The 18,760-nt window shown below is 69.1% G+C and carries 10 protein-coding genes; 2 read left to right on the top strand and 8 right to left on the bottom strand.

Features of this window, described 5'->3' with window-relative positions:
* Window positions 1-62: 62 nt before the first annotated feature.
* From rimO to HUA75_RS24255, 7 genes are all read right to left on the bottom strand, one after another.
* Window positions 63-1,460, bottom strand: a complete 1,398-nt coding sequence (rimO, locus tag HUA75_RS24285; RefSeq protein WP_217446266.1) for a 30S ribosomal protein S12 methylthiotransferase RimO — start codon at window positions 1,458-1,460, stop codon at window positions 63-65.
* A gap of 32 nt (window positions 1,461-1,492) precedes the next feature.
* On the bottom strand, window positions 1,493-2,605 hold the full coding sequence (locus HUA75_RS24280; protein ID WP_174487734.1) for a hypothetical protein: 1,113 nt from the start codon (window positions 2,603-2,605) through the stop codon (window positions 1,493-1,495).
* 8 nt (window positions 2,606-2,613) lie between these two features.
* The gene (locus HUA75_RS24275; protein WP_141646009.1) at window positions 2,614-3,111 is read right to left on the bottom strand and encodes a YajQ family cyclic di-GMP-binding protein; all 498 of its coding nucleotides are present in this window, start codon (window positions 3,109-3,111) and stop codon (window positions 2,614-2,616) included.
* A 24-nt stretch (window positions 3,112-3,135) separates the two neighbouring features.
* Entirely contained in the window at window positions 3,136-4,776 is a 1,641-nt protein-coding gene (locus tag HUA75_RS24270; protein ID WP_174487733.1) for a ribonuclease J, read from the bottom strand.
* A 58-nt stretch (window positions 4,777-4,834) separates the two neighbouring features.
* The gene (locus tag HUA75_RS24265) at window positions 4,835-5,275 is read right to left on the bottom strand and encodes a hypothetical protein (protein WP_174487732.1); all 441 of its coding nucleotides are present in this window, start codon (window positions 5,273-5,275) and stop codon (window positions 4,835-4,837) included.
* A gap of 139 nt (window positions 5,276-5,414) precedes the next feature.
* Entirely contained in the window at window positions 5,415-8,216 is a 2,802-nt protein-coding gene (locus HUA75_RS24260; RefSeq protein WP_371746181.1) for a tetratricopeptide repeat protein, read from the bottom strand.
* Between the two features lie 1,179 nt (window positions 8,217-9,395).
* Complete coding sequence (locus HUA75_RS24255) at window positions 9,396-10,610, bottom strand: polysaccharide deacetylase family protein (RefSeq protein ID WP_174487731.1); 1,215 nt, start codon at window positions 10,608-10,610, stop codon at window positions 9,396-9,398.
* A gap of 223 nt (window positions 10,611-10,833) precedes the next feature.
* On the opposite strand from HUA75_RS24255, the gene HUA75_RS24250 reads away from it, so the two are divergent.
* Window positions 10,834-11,406: a hypothetical protein gene (locus HUA75_RS24250; protein WP_174487730.1), complete on the top strand. Its 573-nt coding sequence runs from the start codon at window positions 10,834-10,836 to the stop codon at window positions 11,404-11,406.
* Window positions 11,407-11,719: 313 nt separating this feature from the next.
* Window positions 11,720-15,766, top strand: a complete 4,047-nt coding sequence (locus tag HUA75_RS24245) for a CARDB domain-containing protein (protein WP_174487729.1) — start codon at window positions 11,720-11,722, stop codon at window positions 15,764-15,766.
* A gap of 63 nt (window positions 15,767-15,829) precedes the next feature.
* Here HUA75_RS24245 and HUA75_RS24240 read toward each other — a convergent pair whose 3' ends face one another.
* Window positions 15,830-18,649: an AAA family ATPase gene (locus HUA75_RS24240; protein ID WP_141646015.1), complete on the bottom strand. Its 2,820-nt coding sequence runs from the start codon at window positions 18,647-18,649 to the stop codon at window positions 15,830-15,832.
* Window positions 18,650-18,760: the final 111 nt, after the last annotated feature.

Genomic DNA, 18,760 nt, shown 5'->3' with positions numbered 1-18,760 from the left:
ACCTCCGACGAACTCCCGGGCCGCGCTCACGACAACACGGGCGGCGGCCCGGGAAGAACCACCTACTCCAGCCGGCTCACAGGCCGGGGAGCGGGCACCAGCTTCACCGGCGCCGGGTGCGCGTCGCGAGCGGTGTGCTGACGCTGCTTCGGGTCCGGGCGCTCCACCACGCGAGCCACCAGGTCGTAGTCGTGCGCTTCCGTCACCTCCACGGTGACCAGCTCACCCGGGTACGCCAGGCCGTCGTTGATGTAGACGAGCCCGTCGATGTCCGGCGCCTGACCCTGGTGCCGACCCACGAGCAGGTGCTCCGTCTCCGGCGCGGGGCCTTCCACCAGCACCTCCAGCCGCTTGCCGACGAGCTTCTTGTTCTGCTCGCGGTTGATGCGCTTCTGGATGGCCATCACCTCGCGCCACCGGCGCTCGATGGTCTTCTGCGGCACCTTGTTCGGCAGGTCGAACGCCGCCGTGCCTTCCTCGTCGGAGTACTGGAAGACGCCCAGGCGCTCGAAGCGCTGCGTCTTCACGAACTCCTTCAACATCTCGAAGTCCTCTTCCGTCTCGCCCGGAAGACCGACGATGAGCGAGGTGCGCATCACCAGCCCAGGCACGCGCTCGCGCAGCTTCGTCAAGAGGCCCTTGAGGAACTCCGAGTTGCGGCCACGCTTCATCGACAGGAGCAGCTTGTCGCTGACGTGCTGCACCGGCATGTCCAGGTAGCGGGCAATCTTCGGCTCCGACGCCATCACGTCGATGAGCTCGTCCGGGAACACGCGCGGATAGGCGTAGTGCAGCCGAATCCACTTCACGTCCACCTGCACCAGCGCCTTGAGCAGGTCATGCAGCTTCGGACGGCCCGGCAGGTCATGCCCGTACGCCGTCAGGTCCTGCGCGACGAGGTTCAGCTCCTGCACGCCGCTGTCCGCCAGCCGCCGGGCCTCGATCATGATGTCGTCGATGGGCCGCGAGCGCTGTCCACCGCGCAGCGTGGGGATGATGCAGAACGCGCAGGCGTTGTCGCAGCCCTCGGACACCTTGAGGTACGCGGTGTACTTCGGCATCGAGTTGATGCGCGGAGTGTTCGCGTCGTGGATGTAGTCGGGGTCCGGAATCACCTGACGCGGAGAGGCCTCGGCCGCCAGCAGGTCGCCAATCTGGGCATAGGCGCTGGTGCCCAGGAAGTGGTCCACCTCCGGCATCTCCTTCGCCAGCTCCTCGCCGTAGCGCTGGGACAGACACCCCGTCACCACCAGGGTGCTGCAGCTGCCCGACTTCTTGAGCTCGGCCATCTCCAGGATGGAGTCCACCGACTCCTGCTTGGCGGGACCGATGAAGGCACAGGTATTGACGACGATGACCTGGGCCTCGGACGCTTCCTGCACCAGCGTGTATCCGCGGTGCTTCAACGTGCCGAGCATCACCTCGGAGTCCACCCGGTTCTTCGGGCAGCCGAGGGTCATCATGTACAGGTTCTTGGTTGGTTCCACCGCGTCTACCTATTTCCAAGCTCGGTTCGCGTGAAGTGGTCACCACTCCAGGCAAAGTTCATGGTCGCGCCGTTCGAGTAACGGATGGTCAACCCGTCCTCTTCATCCAGCTCCACCGAGGAGGCTCGCCCCAGGGCGCACGTAGCAGCCGGCCACTCGAGCACTCGAGCCGCCGTCTTCCCCGTCACGATGTAAAACCCCAGTCGAAGCTCCTTTTCGGCGTCACATTGACCCGCGACGGCATAGGGATTCTTCCCGGAGAGCACCGTAACGACCGGTCGCCCGTCCGGCAGGCTCAACGTGTCGGGCACATTCACGTTCACCGACGCGGCCTTCAGCGGATCCGTCACCACCAGCTCGCGCAGCGTCTCCGGCGTCAGCTCCTCGTCGCCCTGCGCCCAGGCCGGATAGCTGAGCAGGTCCCAGCCCAGCCAGCCCGTGGCCGCGGGCTCCAGCGCGGTGACGTGCTCCGGCGGCTTGAGCTTGAGCGCCTTGCGTGGCTCGTCCGGCAGCCTCAGCGCGTCGCCGACCATGGTGCCGCTCTGGCAGTTGGAGACAGGCACCGCCTTGGTGCCCGCGCCGTCCTGGTCCTCGTAGGTGATGCACACGTCCATCACCATCGGGTCCCGAGCGGAGAAGCGCGGCAGCGCGCGCACCGGCACCGCGGCCACCAGCGACAGCGTGTTGCCCCGACGCTCCACCGCGCCATTCACCTTCTGCTGAGCGAACTCCGGCGTGCCGCTGTCCGCACCCGACGCGCGCTTGCCGTCGAAGCCGAAGCGCCACGTGTAGCCCGTCGTCAGTGGCCCGGTGTCCGGGAAGTAGATGGACAACGTGAGCACATCGCCCGCGAGGAGCTGATCATCCTTGGCGTCCACGCCCACGTAGAGCGTGTCCTTGCGGAAGCCCACCTTGGCGGTGAAGGACGCGCTGGCGCCTTCGGTGTCCAGGGACTTGAGCGCCAGCGGCGAGGTGAAGCCCTTGAGGCCTCCCTGGAAGCGCGGCGGCTTGGTCATGTTGGGCACCGGCCGTGACGGACGGGGCGCTTCTTCCTGGGCGGAGGCGATGGCCGGAACGCAGAGCATCCAGCAGAGGGACAGGGCAGCAGCGGCTCGCATGGGCTTCTTCAATCGCGGAAGTTGGTGAACTGCATGTCCAGCTTCAGTCGGTCCTGCTCCCCACGGAACAGGGCGATGGCGGCCTGGAGGTCATCCCGGTTCTTGCCGGTGACACGCAGCTGGTCGGCCTGGATGGAGCCCTGCACCTTCATCTTCGAATCCTTCAACAGCTTCACCAGCTCCTTGGACTTCTCCACCGGGATGCCCTGCTGGAGCTTGATGACCTGCTTCACGTTGTGCAGCCCCGTCTTCTCGATGTCGCCGTACTCGAGCGCGCGCAGGCTGATGTTCCGCTTGGCCAGCTTCACCAGGAGGACCTCCTTGGCGGCCTGGACGCGCTCCTCGCTGTTGGCCTTCACGGTGATGGCCGTGTGGTCCGGAGCGACGAGGACGTCCGCCTGGGTGCCCTGGAAGTCATAGCGGGTGCTGAGCTCCTTCTTGGTCTGATTGACCGCGTTGTCGAGCTCGGCGAGGTCGATTTTCGAGACGACATCGAACGAGGGCATGGGCAGCAGCGGCCCTTAACATACCTACACCCTGACGACCATGGGCACCACCAGGGGGCGCTTGGAGGTGTACAGCCGGAACGCACGGCGCACCACCCGGGTGAGTTCCTCTCTCACCAGGGCGTCGTCACCTCGGAGCTGGACGGACAGCTCCTCGAAGAGCGTCCGGGCCTCCTGGGCCACCCGGGGGAGGATCACCTGTTCGTCCAGTGACAGCCCCTGGCCGGAGAGTTGCGGGCCACCCAGCAGCTTCTGGGTGTCGCGCTGGAGCACGATGACGGCGGCCACCAGCCCCGTCTCGGACAGGCGCACCCGCTCATGGAGTGTGTCCGCCGTCACCATGCCCCCTCCGAAGCGGTCCTTGAAGATGCGCCCGGAGGTCACGCTGCCGGTGAAGCGGCCGCGCCCCTCCTCGAAGCCGACGATGTCTCCGTCCTGGGCCAGCAGGCACTGCGCGGGCTCCATCCCCGACTCCCGGGCGGTGGCCAGATGTCGGTGGAGGTGGCGGCCCTCGCCATGGACGGGGATGAAGTGGCGCGGCTTCACCAGCTCCAGCACGCGCTGCTGCTGGGGGCGGCTGGCGTGGCCGGACACGTGGACGCCGGGCTCCACCTGCGCGTAGGCGACGCGCGCGCCGCGCCATTGGAGCTGGTCGATGAGGGCGCCCACGCCGCGCTCGTTGCCGGGGATGGCTCGCGAGCTGAGGACGACCAGGTCACCCGGGCCCAGCTTGAACGGGCCATCACCGGCGGCGAGCTGGGACAGGCCCGCGCGCGGCTCGCCCTGCGCTCCGGTGGTGAGGACCAGCACGCGCTGCTGGGGCAGCTGCGGCACCGTGTCCAGGTGCACGAAGAGCGAGTCGGGCACGTCCAGGTAGCCCAGCTCGCGCGCCATCTCCACGTTGCGCACCATGCTGCGGCCCTGGAGCGCGACCTTGCGGCCCAGTCGCTCGGCGAGGGCCAACAGGTGCCGCACGCGGTGCAGGTTGGAGGAGAAGAGGGCGACGACGATGCGGCCGGTGGCGTCCTTGAAGAGGCGCTCGAAGGTCTGCTCGACGACGCGCTCGCTGCCGGTCTCCTCCGTCAGCTCGGAGTTGGTGGAGTCCGACAGGAGGCACAGCACGCCTTCCTCGCCCGTCTCGCCCCAGCGCTCCAGGTCCGTGCGCAGCCCGTCGATGGGGTCCGGGTCCAGCTTGAAGTCACCCGTGTGGATGAAGGTGCCTTCGGGCGTGCGGATGATGAAGCCCACCGCGTCCGGCACGGTGTGCGTCACGCGACTGGCCTCGACCTTGAACATGGTGCCGACGGCGAAGGGCTCGCGCGGCTCGATTTCGCGCAGGTCCGCTTCGATGCCCAGCTCGCTCAAGCGATGGCGCGCCATGGCCAGTGTGAAGCGCGTGCCGTAGACGGGGACGTTCACCTCGCCGAGCAGGTAGGGAAGCGCACCCAGGTGGTCCTCGTGGCCGTGGGTGAGCACCACGCCCTTGAGCTGGGCGGCGTTCTGCTTCAGGTGGGTGAAGTCCGGGATGATGATGTCGACACCCGGCATCCCCTCCGAGGGGAACATCAGGCCGGCGTCGATGAGAAGCATCTCCCCGCGACAGGCGATGACCAGGGAGTTGAGGCCGATTTCTCCCAGGCCGCCCAGGGGAATGACTTGAAGCATTGGGAAGAGTCTAAAGACTCCCCCCGTCGCGCGCGTTGGAAAGTTGCGCGGTGACTGGCTAGGTGATGCGGATGGGCAGGCCGCAGCCGCGCACCGCCCCTGTGGGACAGCCGGGGGTTCCGAAGATGTCCGGGCGGTGGAGCCAGGGCTTGATGCGGGTGCCGGTCCAGGGCTCCAGCTTCGTCTTGGGAACCCAAGGCGCCAGGCCCAGCGGGCGGGAGGGTGGTCGGGGCCGGCTGGTGATGCGAATGGGCAGTCCCGAACCCGTGGGCTGAGGCCCGACGAACTTGTCGGCCTGGGGACCGTCCCGTCGGGTGCCCGGCTTGGGAGCCGCCGGCCACTGCTTCAGCAACGAGGGCTCGCGGAGCAGGCGTCCGAGCAGCTTCAACTGCGGAAAGAGCGCCTTGAAGCTCGCCGTGCGAGCCGAGGCCGCGGACAGGGGAGAGGCTGGACGCGGACCGGTTCTGGCGGCGGACTTCGGCGAAGACTCGATGCGCATGACGCACCCCCGTGCGCGGTACCGACGTGAAAAGGCCCGCACTTGGAGTATCGGCGGATGCGGCGCGAAGGTGCTTCGCTCCGACGTGATGGGGACGTCCCTGATGAACAGGAGACATGACGCGGAGCGTCCTGGGGATTCAGGGGGCCGGAGTGGAGCGCCCGCTCATCCACGTCTTGACGCGCTGGGCCTCGGTGGACCAGCCAGCGGGCTCCGCGCCGTAGAAGCCCAGGGCCTGCTGGGCGAGGGCACGTGCGCGGGAGGCTTCGTGGGTGGGCAGGGCGCGGGCCAGGGCGAAGCGGGTGGCGGCGAGTCCGTCGCCCGGGCCGGGGGTGGCGGTGCGCAGGGCCAACGCGCGCTCCAGGGTGGCGCGAGCCTCGCGCGGCTTGCCCAGGGCGAGCTGGGCGAGTCCGAGCGTGGTGAGCGGCGCGGCCTGGTCGGGATGGCCCTTCTGGAAGGCCTCGTAGGCCAGGGTGCTGCGTTGGGCCAGGTCCATGGCGTCGCGGGTGCGGCCCTCGCTCAGGGCAAGCTCCGCCAGCAGGGCCTGGTCCGAGGCGGTCTCCGGATGCGAGGGGCCATGGGTCTCCAGGTCCAGCGCGAGGGCCCGCTCACGCAGCTTCCGCGCTTCGGCGTAGCGACGGAGCGATTCCAATGCGGTGGCGAGATTGTTGAGGGGATAGCTGAGCGTGGCGCTGTTCGCGCCCATCGCCCGCTCCTCCAGGGCGACGGCCTGCTCGAGGAAGGGAATGGCCTCCTCGAAGCGGCGGCTGACCGTCAGATGGTAGCCCACCGCGTTGGCGGCCATCGCCGTCTGGGGATGGTCTGGGCCCATCACTTCCTTTGTCGTCTCCAGCACGCGGCGCAGCAGTCGCGCGGTGTGCTCGGCCTCGGGAGTGCGGGAGAGGGAGGCGGCCTGGTTGCGCAGGGACTCGAGCGTGAGCAGGTGCACGGCGCCGTGGGCCTGCTCTCGCAGCATGGCGGAGCGGCCGAAGGCCTCGGCGGCCTGTGCGTACTGGCCTCGGAGGAACGCGTTGCGCGCGAGGCTCGTCTGGAGCAGGGCCTCCAGGTCCGGGGTGCCACCCGCGCGCTCGATGCAGGACTTCGCCTGCGCGATGCTCCACTCCTCCATCGCGGGCGTCTGGGACAGAGTAGTCACCAGTCGCGCGGCGGCACGTGCGGCCACTTCATCGTGGCGCGTGGCCTGCGCGGTGAGCAGGGCTTCGCGCAGGGCCTTCTGCGCGCGAGGCTCGTCTCCGAGCACCAGTCCGAGCCGGCCTTCCAGCTCCAGGGCCTCCGCGAGCACCGGCCGGTAGTCGAGTGCGCGGGCCTGCTCCAGCGTCGCCTTCAGCTCCTCGTTGGCCTGCTCATATCGGCCGGCGTCGACGAGCGCGGTGGTGCGGTCCAGGCCGGCGCGGATTTTCTCCACGCGCTGGCGCTGCTCGGGAGATTCGGGGAGCCCCAGGCGCAGGGCATCCACGTTCGCGCAGTCGGCGACGGAGGGCAGGCGCTGGGCCGCGTCCAGCGAGGTGGTGAGCGACTCCGCGTCGGTCTGCGCGAGCACGCCGACCACGGCGTCGAGCGTGGAGCGACGGCGCTCCAGGCAGGCCATGCGCAGCGACAGCACGGCGTCCGACTGGTGGCCGTGCACGCGCGTCGCCTCGCAGGCCTCCTGATGCATGCCGGCCCACTCCTGGGCGAAGGCGTCCAGGCTCTGTGCCACGCGGGAGAAGAACTCGGGGGCCTGGGGTTTGTTCGTGGCGGCGAAGGCCCGGCTCACGGTGTCCTTGCGTGAGGTGTCCCAGATGCCGGCCAGTCGCGCCTCGGCGCCGAGACATGGGGCGTGGCGACGGTTGCCCATCCACCAGGTGACGCCCATGAAGCCGTAGATGAGGAGGAATCCGGCGGCCAGGATGCTCCGGCGTCGCCACGCCACGGAGGGGTCCTTGCCGAGCTCGGTCAGCAGGGCCTCCATGGACGGGTAGCGCTCGTCGGGCGTGGGCGAGAGGCCTCGGGTGATGGCGCGGAACAGCCAGGCGGGGACGTGGCAGCCGCGTGGGGGTTGGCGCACGCGGTTGGCGAGGGACTCCTGGAGGTAGGCGGTGGCTTGTTTCCCTTCGAAGGGGAGCTGGCCGTAGAGGGCCTCGTAGAGCGAGGCGCAGAAGCTGAACTGGTCGCCGCGTGCGTCGGTGCGGCCGTCCTCGTGTTGCTCGGGCGGCATGTACGCGGGGGTACCCATGACGAGGCCCGCCTCGGTGAGCGGAGACTCGAGCAGGTCGTCATCGCGCAGCGCGAGTCGTGAGGGCTTGGTGGCACGCCCTTCCTCCATGGCGTCCAGGTCGGCGGTGTTGCGAGCCAGACCGAAGTCCGTCACCTGGGCGCGGCCGTCCCGGTTGACGAGCACGTTGGCGGGCTTGAAGTCGCGGTGGACGAGTCCGGCCGCGTGAGCGGCGGCGAGTCCGCGTCCCGCCTGACGGAAGAGGTCGAGCACCTCGCGCCACGAGCGGTGTTCGGCGCGCAGCCAGTGGCGCAGGGACAGGCCCTCGACCAGCTCCATGGTGATGAAGACGCGACCGGCGAAGGTGCCCGCGTCGTAGACGGAGACGACGTTGGGGTGGGAGAGGCGGGCCATGGCCTGGGCTTCGCGCAGCAGGCGAGAGGCGCCGTCGGTGCGGACCACGGTGTTGGCGTCCGGGTGGAGCAGCTTGATGGCCACTCGGCGATGCAGATCCGGGTCATAGGCGCTGTAGACGACGCCCATGCCACCGGAGCCCAGCTTGTCGAGGATGTGGTAGCGGCCCACCGAGGCGCGCGATGACGTCTCCGCGGCGTCGCCCTTGCGAGCGGAGTCATTGAAGGGAGGGCTGGACCGCCCTGGTGCGCCTTGCGCGGGCGGAGGGATGCGGACGCTCGAGCCCAGTGGTGGGGCGGGAGGGGGTGCCACCCATGTGCCCGCGCCCACGGGTGGTTGAGGCGGTGGCGCAATCAAGGTTCCTGGGGCGGCGACAGGAGCGCGCGGGTTCGCCGCGACGGCCGAAGGTGCGGCCTGTGGCGTTGCGTTGCTGGGCGCAGACGAGGATTGCGCGCGCGAACTCGCTCCGATGGAAGACCGGGGAGGAGGAGCGCCTTGTGGGCTCTCGTTCGAGGCCGCCGATGAGGACCTGCCACGAGAGCCCGCCACGACGGATGCAGGAGCAACTGCCTGAGGGCTCGTGCTGGCGGGAGGCTGTGTCGCTGCACCCGATTTTCCCGAGGTGCTGGCGGAGGACTGTGGAGTCGCTGCGCGCCCGCGCGCTCCAGCGGATGTTTGAGGCGGCGTGGAGGTCCTCGCGCCAGCCGAGGCTTGAATCGGTGCCACCGGCGTCCCCGCCTCGGAAGGACGCCGTGGGGGTGGCGCAATCAGTGTCCCCGCATCGGGGGGTAACTGCGGCTCGGATTCGCTCGCAGAGGCCTCATCCGTGAGGAATTGCGGACCCTCGCGGTGATGGAATTCCTCGTCAGTCGAAGCCTGGGATGTGAATCCAAGGCCCGATTCCATCGCGCCTCGAAGGTCGGAGTCCACCAGCGTGCTGGCCCTGTGCGCGGAGGGCGACGGCAAGGCGGGGAGGAGCGGAACGGAGGCCTCGTGTTCGCGGGTCTCCGCGGAGACTCCGGACGCGGGTGAGGGCAGCGGAGCGGGCCTGTCCACCGTTGTGCTGTCATTGGCCACGCGAGCGGCACGAGCGGTCCGGATGGGCTCGGTGGGCAGGTCGAGGTCGGAGACCTCTCCGAGCAGCGCCGCGCGAGGGATGGCCAGGTCCGTGGCCTCATCCTGGGGCGGAGTGACTCGATGAGCGGCGGTGCCGGGCGGTGTCACGCGACCCAGGAGCGCCGCGCATTGGCGGCAGCCCTCCGCATGGCGCCGCAATCGCTGTGCGTCCACGGCGGAGAGCATTCCGGTGGCCAGCGCCCGCGCGGTCTTCTCATCGAAGCAGGACACGACCGGGATGTTCCACCACGCGGCAGGTCCCTGAGAAGGGGGCCTCCTCAAGTGGCCCGGTAGGTTTTGACCTGGGCTTGCAACGATTCAGCCCGAACGTGCCGCGGCGCGGCGGAAAGCCTCTCCGCCACGCCCCGAATCCCTTCACCTGGGGATGAGCGAAATGTCATCCAGGTACACCGCCGCCTGGTCCTCTCCAGAGTCGTCCTGGAAGTACAGGTCGCGCAGCGTGCCCGACGTCGCCCCCATCGCATCGAGCGACAGCGTCACCTTCCGCCACTCGCCCGCGACCAGCGGCCCGCCCAGGGCGGCATCCAGCCGCGCCGTCCCGAGCACGTCCGTGCCGTCATGCAGCAGGACTCTCACCGACTGTCCTCCGGTGGTACCGCCGTGGACCCACAGCTCGATGGACTGGTAACCCGCGATGTCCACGCCCGAGTGATGCAGGAGCACACCCGCCCATGTGTCCGGCTCGAAGCGGATGGAGGCCGAGCCCGCGTGGACGATGCCCGTCTCGTCCAGCGAATGCTCCGCCCAGCTCCAATCCGCGAAGCCGCTCTCCAGGGCATCGCCGTAGATGGACAGTCCCGCGGACGGCTCCGGCGTGGTGCGGCCCTCCATCAGCGCCAGGCCTTGCGACAGCGTCACGGTGCGCGCGCCGCGCAGGCGGATGTGCTCCAGGATGGCCGTGAAGCTCGATGTCCGGTACTGCGTGTCGCGCGTGGGAGTGCCGTCGACGAACTCGTGGAAGACGAGGATGAGCCAGCTCTTCTCCGCGAGCGCCTGGTCAATCCAGCCTCGCACCGTGCTCACCGGAATGTTGCGCGCCACGTCGTTGCCCCGCAGCTCGTAGACGATGGTGTCGCGGAAGTTGCGCCCGGCGTTCACCGTGCGGCTGCTGGAGTATTGCTGCCGGATGGCGGCGAGCACGGTGGAGTCATAGCGCCCGTAGGGGATGACGAAGTCGGGCACCGAGGCCAATCCCAGATTGTCCACCAGCCAGTCCCGCGAGTCCCGCAGCTCCGAGAGGAGCTCCGGCGCGGAAAGCGTGGTCAGGTCCGGGTGGGTCAACGTGTGGCTGGCAATGCCGTTGCCTTCGGCGACGAGCGTCTGTACTTGCGCGGTGCTCATGTATCCACCCCATCCCTGGGCGAGCGCCTGGGTGATGAGGGCGTACGTGGCGGGGATGTTCCTCGCGTTGAGCGCGGGCCGGGCCTTGTCGTACTGCGTGGACCAGCCGTCATCCAGCGTGATGGTGACCATGCCCTGCTCAAAGGGCTGGGCCGCGAACGCGGACGTACGGAACGTCACCACCAACAGTACGACAATGAATCGCAACAGCGGGAACTGCTCAATCATGGACATCCCCCCGCGCCTCATGCGGCGCGGTGCGGGCGATAGCAGAGGTCCGTGATGCCAGGCAACCGAGCAGGCACACACGAGTCGTGTGGCCTGGTGAGCGGCTGTGCCGTGGAGCCAACGGCGGACGCCGCCAGGGATTCGGGCCGGAGGCGGTGGTGTTCGGGATGTGTTCGTAGATACCGCCGCACCCCCGACAGCGTCTTTTGAAAGGACACGTCACATGAAGAAGTTCGCCGCGCTCGTAGGTCTGCTGGGCGTCCTGGGAGTCCTGCCCGCGCATGCCGCCGAGCTCAAGGACGTGTTTGGAAAAGAAGTCCCTATCGGAAAGGGGCGGCCTACCGTGGTGCTGTATGCCAACAAGGGCACCCGGGATGAGCTGCGAGAGCACGCCTACCAGTTCGTCTACGACGTGCGAGCGGTCAAACCCATCGTCGTGGTCCGCGTGGACCTGCGGGACGTCCCCGGCCTCTTCAAGGGCATGGCGAAGGGGGAGATTCGCAAGAGCCACGCGGAGTCGCTCGGCCTCATGCGCGACCTCTTCCAGCAGCACGGCGAGTCGCCGCCCCCCGAGCTCGACTCCTCACTCTTCATGGTCGCCGACAGCAAGGGAGAACCGCACCAGTCGGTGGGGCTGAAGAAGGGCTTCAAGACGGTCTACGCGCAGGTGCTGGACCCCGCGGGTCAGGAACTGGCGCGCGGTCCCTTCCCCCAAAGCGCGGGCACGCTTGGCAGGGCCGTGGCCGTCTCGCCCACCTCGCCCGCGCCCGCACGGCTGGCGGGCGTGGTTCGCTGACACGCTGAAGCCCTCGTGGATTCGATACACGACACATTTGGAAACATTCAGGTGTCGACTTCGCCCCGTTTGTTTCATGAAACCTCAAGCTCCGAGAGAAGGTTGGGTTTGACGGAGTCTTTTCGGACTTCATGAGGTTCCCCTGGGAGTAATACCTCCCAGGCACTTCCGGTACTTTCAGTCTTCCTGCTACGCACTTACAGCGCGTGCCTGGAGCATGAAGCGGCGTCCGCCGCGTCGCTCCGCATGCCAAGCAACGGGAGACTTCATGAAGAGGCCGGAGTGGAGCGCGACCGCCACGAGGTGGCTGGTCATGGGTTTGTTTGTCGGTGTGAGCGCGGGATGTTCGGGCGGAGAGCCCGCCCAGGAGCAGCCCACACTGGAGACGGCGTCGAGCCCCCTGAACCCCGGGCCTGACCTGGTGGTGACGGGAGTCCGAGGCCCCGCGAGCGTCTTCGCGGCTGACTCGTTCACCACGACGGTGACGGTCTGCAACCAGGGCACGACATACGCGAACCGTGGCTCCACGGTGGCGGTGTTGCTGTCCCTGGACAACGTGCTCTCCCCTCTGACGACCATGCCTCCTCCGGCGGACCAGTCCCTGGTGGGTCAGGAGACGCTCCATGAGACGCTGGAGGCGGGCCAGTGCGCGGACGTCCGCGTGACGGGCACGTCCTGGTTGCCTCCGGCGGCGCAGGGCGATGGGGCCTACTTCCTGGGCGCCATCGTCGACGCGAATCAGTCCGTGGCGGAGGTCAACGAGAACAACAACGCGAATGCGCAGACGCGCATCGGCGTGGGCAACCGGCCGGACCTCGTCATCACCGAGCTGTCGAGTCCTCCCAGCGTGCCGCAAGGCGGGTATTTCACCGTGGCGGTGACGGTGTGCAACCAGGGCACCGCGAGCGTCCCCTCGGTCCGCACCCAGCTCTTCCTGTCGACCGACAACGTGCTGACGCCGACCGGCCCGGGTGCTCCCGCCCTGGACCAGTCGCCGATCGGTGAAGTGCAAACCCAGATGCCGCTGAACGCGGGCGCATGTGTCCGTCGCAGCGTCTCTGTCTGGGCGTCGCTGCCTCCCGCGGGACAGGGTGACGGGGCGTACTACCTGGGCGCCATTGTCGATGACCCGGCGTCGGTGCAGGAGCTGCGCGAGGACAACAACGCCTACGCGAAGGAGCGCATCGGCGTGGGCAACAAGCCCGACCTCATCATCACCGAGCTGCGCGGGCCCGCCAGCGTGTTGGACAACCAGGGCTTCGACGTCCAGGTGCGGGTCTGCAACCAGGGGACGACCTATGCCCCGGGGCATTCGGCGCGACTCTTCTTGTCGACGGACGACGTGCTGACGCCGACCGGCCCGGGTGCTCCCGCCATGGACCAGTCGCCCGTGGGCTCGGTGCAGCTCCCCCTGTTGAACCCGGGGCAGTGCGTGACGCGCACCGTGGCCGCCCAGGCATGGCTGCCTCCCGCGGGGCAGGGCGCGGGCGCCTACTTCCTGGGGGCCATCGTGGATGACCCGTCCTCCGTGCAGGAGCTTCGCGAGGACAACAACAGCTACGCGAAGGAGCGCATCGGCGTGGGCAGTCGGCCGGACCTCGTGGTCACCGCGATGACGTCGCCGGCGAGCATGAACACGGGGCAGGCCACCGCCGTCAGCGTGACGGTCTGCAACCAGGGCACGACGATGAGCAACTCGTCGTGGACCAACCTGTACCTCTCGCTCGATGCGGTGCTGACGCCCATGAACCCCATGGGCCCCCCCGCGAATGACCAGTCGCCGCTGGGCGGACTCCAGATTCCGTCCCTGAATCCCGGGCAGTGCGTGACGCGCGGCGACAGCTTCTGGCCCTCGCTTCCGCCGATTCCCACGAATGCCACCGCGTTCTACCTGGCCGCCATCGTGGACGAGTCCGGCTTCGTGCAGGAGCTGCGCGAGGACAACAACATCTTCGTGAACGGCCTCGTGGGCCTGGGCAACCGCCCGGACCTCGTCGTCACCGAGCTGAGCGTGCCGCCGACCCTTTCGCCCGGCCAGTCCTTCACCGCCACGGCGACGGTGTGCAACCAGGGCACCCTCTCCAGCAACGCGACGCAGGCGCAGCTCTACCTGTCGATGGACACGTCGCTGACGCCGATGATGGTCGGTCCAGGGGGCTCGCCTCCGACGGACCAGGCTCCGGTGGGAATGGTCAGCGTGCCCCCGCTGAGCACGGGGCAGTGCGCGACGCGCAGCACGTCTGCCTGGGTGAACTACCCCATGGATGGGCAAGGCGAAGGGGCCTACTACGTGGGGGCCATCGTGGACGAGCAGGGCTCCGTGCTGGAGCTGCGTGAGGACAACAATGCCTTCGTGAAGGGCCTCGTCGGCGTGGGCAACCGAGCGGACCTCGTCATCACCGCGATGACTGGACCGGCGAGCATCACCTCCGGCCAGAACTTCACGGCGACGGTGACGTTCTGCAACCAGGGCCTCCAGTCCAGCCCCTCGACCCAGGCGCAGCTCTACCTGTCGACGGACACGTCGCTGACGCCGCTGTCGTCTGGCCCTGGTGGTCCGCCGTCGGACCAGATGCCGCTGGGCTCCCTGTCCGTGCCCTCGCTGAACGCAGGGGTGTGCCTGACGCGGAGCGGCTCATTCTATGGAAGCCCGCCGCCGGACGGGGCGGGGGACGGCGCCTACTACCTGGGGGCCATCGTGGATGACCCGAACTCCGTGCAGGAGTTGCGCGAGGACAACAACGCCTTCGTGAAGGGGCTCATCGGCGTGGGCAACCGGCCGGACCTCGTCGTCACCGGGCTGAACGTGCCGCAGGCCCTCCAGAATGGTCAGTCCTTCACCGCCGCGGTGACGGTGTGCAACCAGGGCACGCAGGCGAGCACGTCGACGCAGGCGCAAATCTACGTGTCGATGGACACGGTGTTGACGCCGATGCCGTACGGGCCCGGTGGCTCCCCTGCGACGGACCAGTCGCCGGTGGGAGGTGTCTCCGTGCCGTCGCTGAATCCGGGACAGTGCGCCACGCGCTCGACGACGGGCTGGGCCGGGCTGCCGCCGGACGCGCAGGGCGATGGGGCGTACTACCTGGGAGCCCTCGTCGATGACCCGTCCTCGGTGCAGGAGCTTCGCGAGGACAACAACAGCTTCGTGAAGGGCCCCATCGGCATTGGCAATCGGCCGGACCTGGTCATCACCGCGATGACCGCGCCCACGAGCGCGTCCATCAACCAGCCGTTCACCCTCGGCGTGACGGTATGCAACCGGGGAACGGTGCTCAGCAACTCGACGGCGGCTCGCCTCTTCCTGTCGATGGACGCCGCGCTGACGTCGATGTCGGCACCCGGCTCTCCCGCCGCGGACCAGTCCGAGGTCGCGAACGTGAGCATCCCCTCGCTGGCGGTGGGACAGTGCGCCACGCGCTCCGCGAGCGCGACCGCGTGGCTGCCGCCAGATGCGCAGGGTGACGGTGCGTACTACGTGGGGGCCCTCGTCGATGACCCGGCCTCGGTGCAGGAGCTGCGCGAGGACAACAACACCTTCGTGAAGGGGTTCATCGGCGTGGGCAGTCGCTCGGACCTGGTCATCACCGCGATGACCTCGCCCACGAGTGTGACTCAGGGGCAGGCCTTCACCGCGACGGTGACGGTGTGCAACCAGGGCACCCAGTCCAGCACCTCCACGAGTGCGCAACTGGTCCTGTCGCTGGATGACGCGCTGTCCCTGTCGGTGTCGCCGCCCGCGTTGGACCAGGTGGCGATTGGCTCGGTGGACGTGCCAGCCCTGCTCGCGGCCCAGTGCGTGACGCGCAGCGCGAGCGTCAACGCCTATGCGCCCCCGGCCGGTGAGGGCACTGCCTATTACCTGGGCGCGCTCGTGGACTCGAGTGGCGGAGTGCAGGAGCTGCGCGAGGACAACAACACCTTCGTGAAGGGCCTTATCGGCGTGGGGACGAGGCCGGACCTCGTCATCACGTCGCTGACGGGGCCTGTCTCCATCCTCGTGGGCAACACCCTCACCTCGACGGTGAGGGTCTGCAACCAGGGCACGCAGGCGAGCAGCCCTGGCTGGGTGTCGCTCTACCTGTCCGTCGACACGAGCCTCGCTCCGGAGCCTTCCATGCCGGGGCCGGGGAGCAGCGCCAACATGGACCAGCGTGAACTGGGGGGCGCGAATGTCATCGCCCTGAACCCGGGCGACTGCATCACCCAGAGCCTGAACGTGACGGCCCACCTGCCGCAGGACGCGATGGGACAGGGTGGCTCCTACTTCCTGGGCGCCTACGCGGACCCGTACCAGTCACAGCCGGAGCTGCGCGAGGACAACAACTCCAGGACCCTCGCGCTCCAGGTCACCTTGTAGCTCGTTGACAGTCATTGGAGGGGACGGGGCGGGATGGCCCGTCCCCTCGCTTCTTCCAGCCGCTCAGCTCCCCAGCGGTGGCTCCGTCGGGGGGCGCGAAATCCACGCGGCGATGAACACGTCCAGCTCGCCGCGCAGCACGTCCTTCACGCGCGGAGTCCCAGCGCCGGTGCGAGGGTCCTCCACCCGGGCGCTGCGGCCCAGGTAGTAGCGCCGCGCCTCGTCCGTGCTGCCGCCCTGTCCGGCCACCACGCGCGCGGCGATGTCCTTCAGCTCGTCCAGCTCGCCCGCGCCGGTGAGCGTCAGCACGCGTCCGGTGGACTCATCCTTCACCGTGACCTCCGTACGCACGCGCTGGAGGTAGGCGCCCTCGTGACTCTTCACCGGTCGGCCGAGCACCTCCAGCAGCTCCAGCTCCTCCTCGGAGAGAGCGCCGCCCCGGTGCACGCGGACATAGGCGCGCTGGCGCTTCTCGTCCTCCAGCCGTCGATGCAGGCCCGCCTCACCCGCGAGGAAGCCGTAGGCCCCGGGGCCGGCGATGCGCACCACCACGCGAGCCGGCTCCTCGGCTTCCGCCACCGCCACGGCCTCGTAGCCGCGACGCTGCGCCCAGCCCAGGTACATGGTGGCCAGCTCCTGCACCCACGCCTCCTGCGTCTCCGCCGAGTCGCTCGCGCAGATGTCCACCAGGGCCTCGGTGTCCTGGGTGGTGGCGCCGGACGCGTGGAGTGCCTCGGCCATCTGCACCTCGCGCGCGACGTCTTCGACCTGTCGCGCCGCGGAGGCCAGCTGCACCTCGTTCTTCGCCTCGCGCACCAGGCGTCGCCCGAAGAGACACGCGGCCTCCAGGCGCTCCAGCTCGTTGAGGTGGGCCTCCACCGTCCGGAAGGCCCGGATGACATCCGCCGCGTGCGTGGGGTCGTCCCAGAGGTTGGGCGCCTGTGTCTCCGTCAGCAGGGCGGCTCGGCGATCCTCCATCTCCGGCCGTCCCGCGGAGGCCGCCAGCGAGCGGGCCTTGCCCACCAGCCGGTCCATCTCCACGAGCAGCGACTTGCGGTCCAACCGCCGCTTCACCGGTGCGGCGCGCGCGGACGGCAGCAGCAACTGCGCGGTGGGCGAGGGCGGCGGCGCTGCGGGCTCGGCCACCGCGATGACCCGGCCTCCGACGCGTGCTTCCACGCGCACGGGCGTGCCAGGAGGCAGGGGCTTGCGCGCAATCTCCACGGCCAGCGCCGCGGTGAGCGTCTTCTCGATTTCCCGTTGGAGGTAGCGCGCGCCGAACTGGGGCGAATAGCCGCGCTCCACGAGGCGGTCGACGACCTCGGGTGTCACCTCCACGTCCAGGGAGCGCGCGCGGATGCCCTCGCGCTCCAGCACGCGGCCCACCTCGCGCTGCGCGATTTTCCGGATGTCCACCTTGGACAGCGGCTGGAAGTGACAGATGGCATCGAAGCGGTTGAGGAACTCCGGCCGGAACGCCTCGCCGATGCGGCGGTCGACCTCCGACACCATCTCGTCCGCGCGCTTGGTGCCGGCGAAACCCATGGCGGGCTCCCGGTACACCTCCGCGCCCACGTTGGACGTGGCGACGATGAGCGTGTTGTTGCACGAGACGACCTCGCCCGCGCCGTTGACGAACGTGCCCTCATCGAAGAGCTGGAGGAATCGGTCATGCACGCTGCGCGCGGCCTTCTCGAACTCGTCGAGCAGCAGCACGGAGAACACCTTGCCATCCAGGAGCGCGCTCAGCTCTCCGCGACGTGTCTCCAACGCTGGCGCCCAGGACGCGCCGAAGGGCACGCTCTCGTCGCCGTCGTTGGGATAGTCCGCCATGTTCAGGCGCACCAGCCTGTCCGCGGAGCCGAAGAGGTACTCGGCCAGCAGCTTCGCGAGCTGCGTCTTCCCCACGCCCGTGGGGCCCGCGAACAGGAACACGCCCAGCGGTCGGCGCGGGTCGTTCAGTCCCGCCTTGAGCAGCGCCACCGAGCGCAGCACCGCGCCCACCGCGTCCGTCTGGCCGAGCAGCCGCTCTCCGAAGAAGCGCTCCGTCTCCTCCAGGTCCAGCGGCATCGCGTCGTCCACCACGAAGCGTGGCAGGCGCGTGGCGGCACAGAAGCGGGTGAGCACGTCCTCCGGACCCACGTGGTCCTTGGCCGCGCCCGCGGCCTCCGCCGCCGTCTCCTTCAAGAGCTCGATGGCCTTGCGCGGCATGCGCTGCGCCAGCAGGAACTTGGCCGACAGGCGCAGGGCCAGGTCACACGCGGCCGGGTCGATGGGCAGGCGCAGCTCGCGCTCCAGCTCCTCCGCCACCCGGCCCAGCACCCAGCGCGCCTTCTCCAGGGGAGGCTCGTGCAGGGGGAGCAGGTGCAGTCGCTCCGCCAGCGCCTCGTCGGAGCGCAGCAGCTCCTGCACGCGCTTGGGCTCCGTCTCGAAAATGAAGCGCATGCCGCCGGTGCGCAGCGCGCGCACGGCCACGGGGGCCAGGGGCCCGCCCAGCGCCGCTGGCAGGTCTCGGATGTAGACGATGGGACAGGGGTGCCGCGCCAGGTGGGCCAGCAGCTCCTCGAAGCTCTCGGCGGCCTGGCGGTGGGTGCTTCGCGCCAGGATGTTGGCGATGGACACCTCCACCAGGCGCGACTGCGCCAGCTCCGCGTCCACGCGCCCCTCGGCGATGCGGCGCGCCACTTCCTGCACGAGCGCGCTCTTGCCCACGCCGGGGTCTCCCGCCAACAGCGGGTGCTTGCCACCGCGCGTCAGCAGTCCCAGAACCTCCGTCACCGCGGCGTCCACGCCATGCGCGGCCGGCAGCCGGCCCTCTCGGGCCATCGCGGTCAGGTCCCGGTCGATGAGTCGCTCCTGGTCCTCGCTCTTCCTCGTCGCCATCTCGTCAACCGCCCCCTCGCCGGAGCACGCACTCTAACCGCTGAACCGCCGAGGTGAGCGCGCAATCCCGGCGAGCAGCCGGAAGCCCCTGGAGCGCGGGGCCAGACGGAC

The organism is Myxococcus sp. CA040A (assembly GCF_013336725.1).
Classification (GTDB): Bacteria; Myxococcota; Myxococcia; order Myxococcales; family Myxococcaceae; genus Myxococcus; species Myxococcus llanfairpwllgwyngyllgogerychwyrndrobwllllantysiliogogogochensis.
The sequence above is the reverse complement of the archived record's forward strand: the minus strand, read 5'-3'. Positions and strand labels throughout refer to the sequence as shown.

What these genes read in the sequence shown, in the direction of transcription:
- rimO (WP_217446266.1), bottom strand. Translation starts at nt 1,460, where the DNA reads ATGACCCTCGGCTGCCCGAAGAACCGGGTGGACTCCGAGGTGATGCTC.
- HUA75_RS24280 (WP_174487734.1), bottom strand. Translation starts at nt 2,605, where the DNA reads ATGCGAGCCGCTGCTGCCCTGTCCCTCTGCTGGATGCTCTGCGTTCCG.
- HUA75_RS24275 (WP_141646009.1), bottom strand. Translation starts at nt 3,111, where the DNA reads ATGCCCTCGTTCGATGTCGTCTCGAAAATCGACCTCGCCGAGCTCGAC.
- HUA75_RS24270 (WP_174487733.1), bottom strand. Translation starts at nt 4,776, where the DNA reads ATGCTTCAAGTCATTCCCCTGGGCGGCCTGGGAGAAATCGGCCTCAAC.
- HUA75_RS24265 (WP_174487732.1), bottom strand. Translation starts at nt 5,275, where the DNA reads ATGCGCATCGAGTCTTCGCCGAAGTCCGCCGCCAGAACCGGTCCGCGT.
- HUA75_RS24255 (WP_174487731.1), bottom strand. Translation starts at nt 10,610, where the DNA reads ATGATTGAGCAGTTCCCGCTGTTGCGATTCATTGTCGTACTGTTGGTG.
- HUA75_RS24250 (WP_174487730.1), top strand. Translation starts at nt 10,834, where the DNA reads ATGAAGAAGTTCGCCGCGCTCGTAGGTCTGCTGGGCGTCCTGGGAGTC.
- HUA75_RS24245 (WP_174487729.1), top strand. Translation starts at nt 11,720, where the DNA reads ATGGGTTTGTTTGTCGGTGTGAGCGCGGGATGTTCGGGCGGAGAGCCC.
- HUA75_RS24240 (WP_141646015.1), bottom strand. Translation starts at nt 18,649, where the DNA reads ATGGCGACGAGGAAGAGCGAGGACCAGGAGCGACTCATCGACCGGGAC.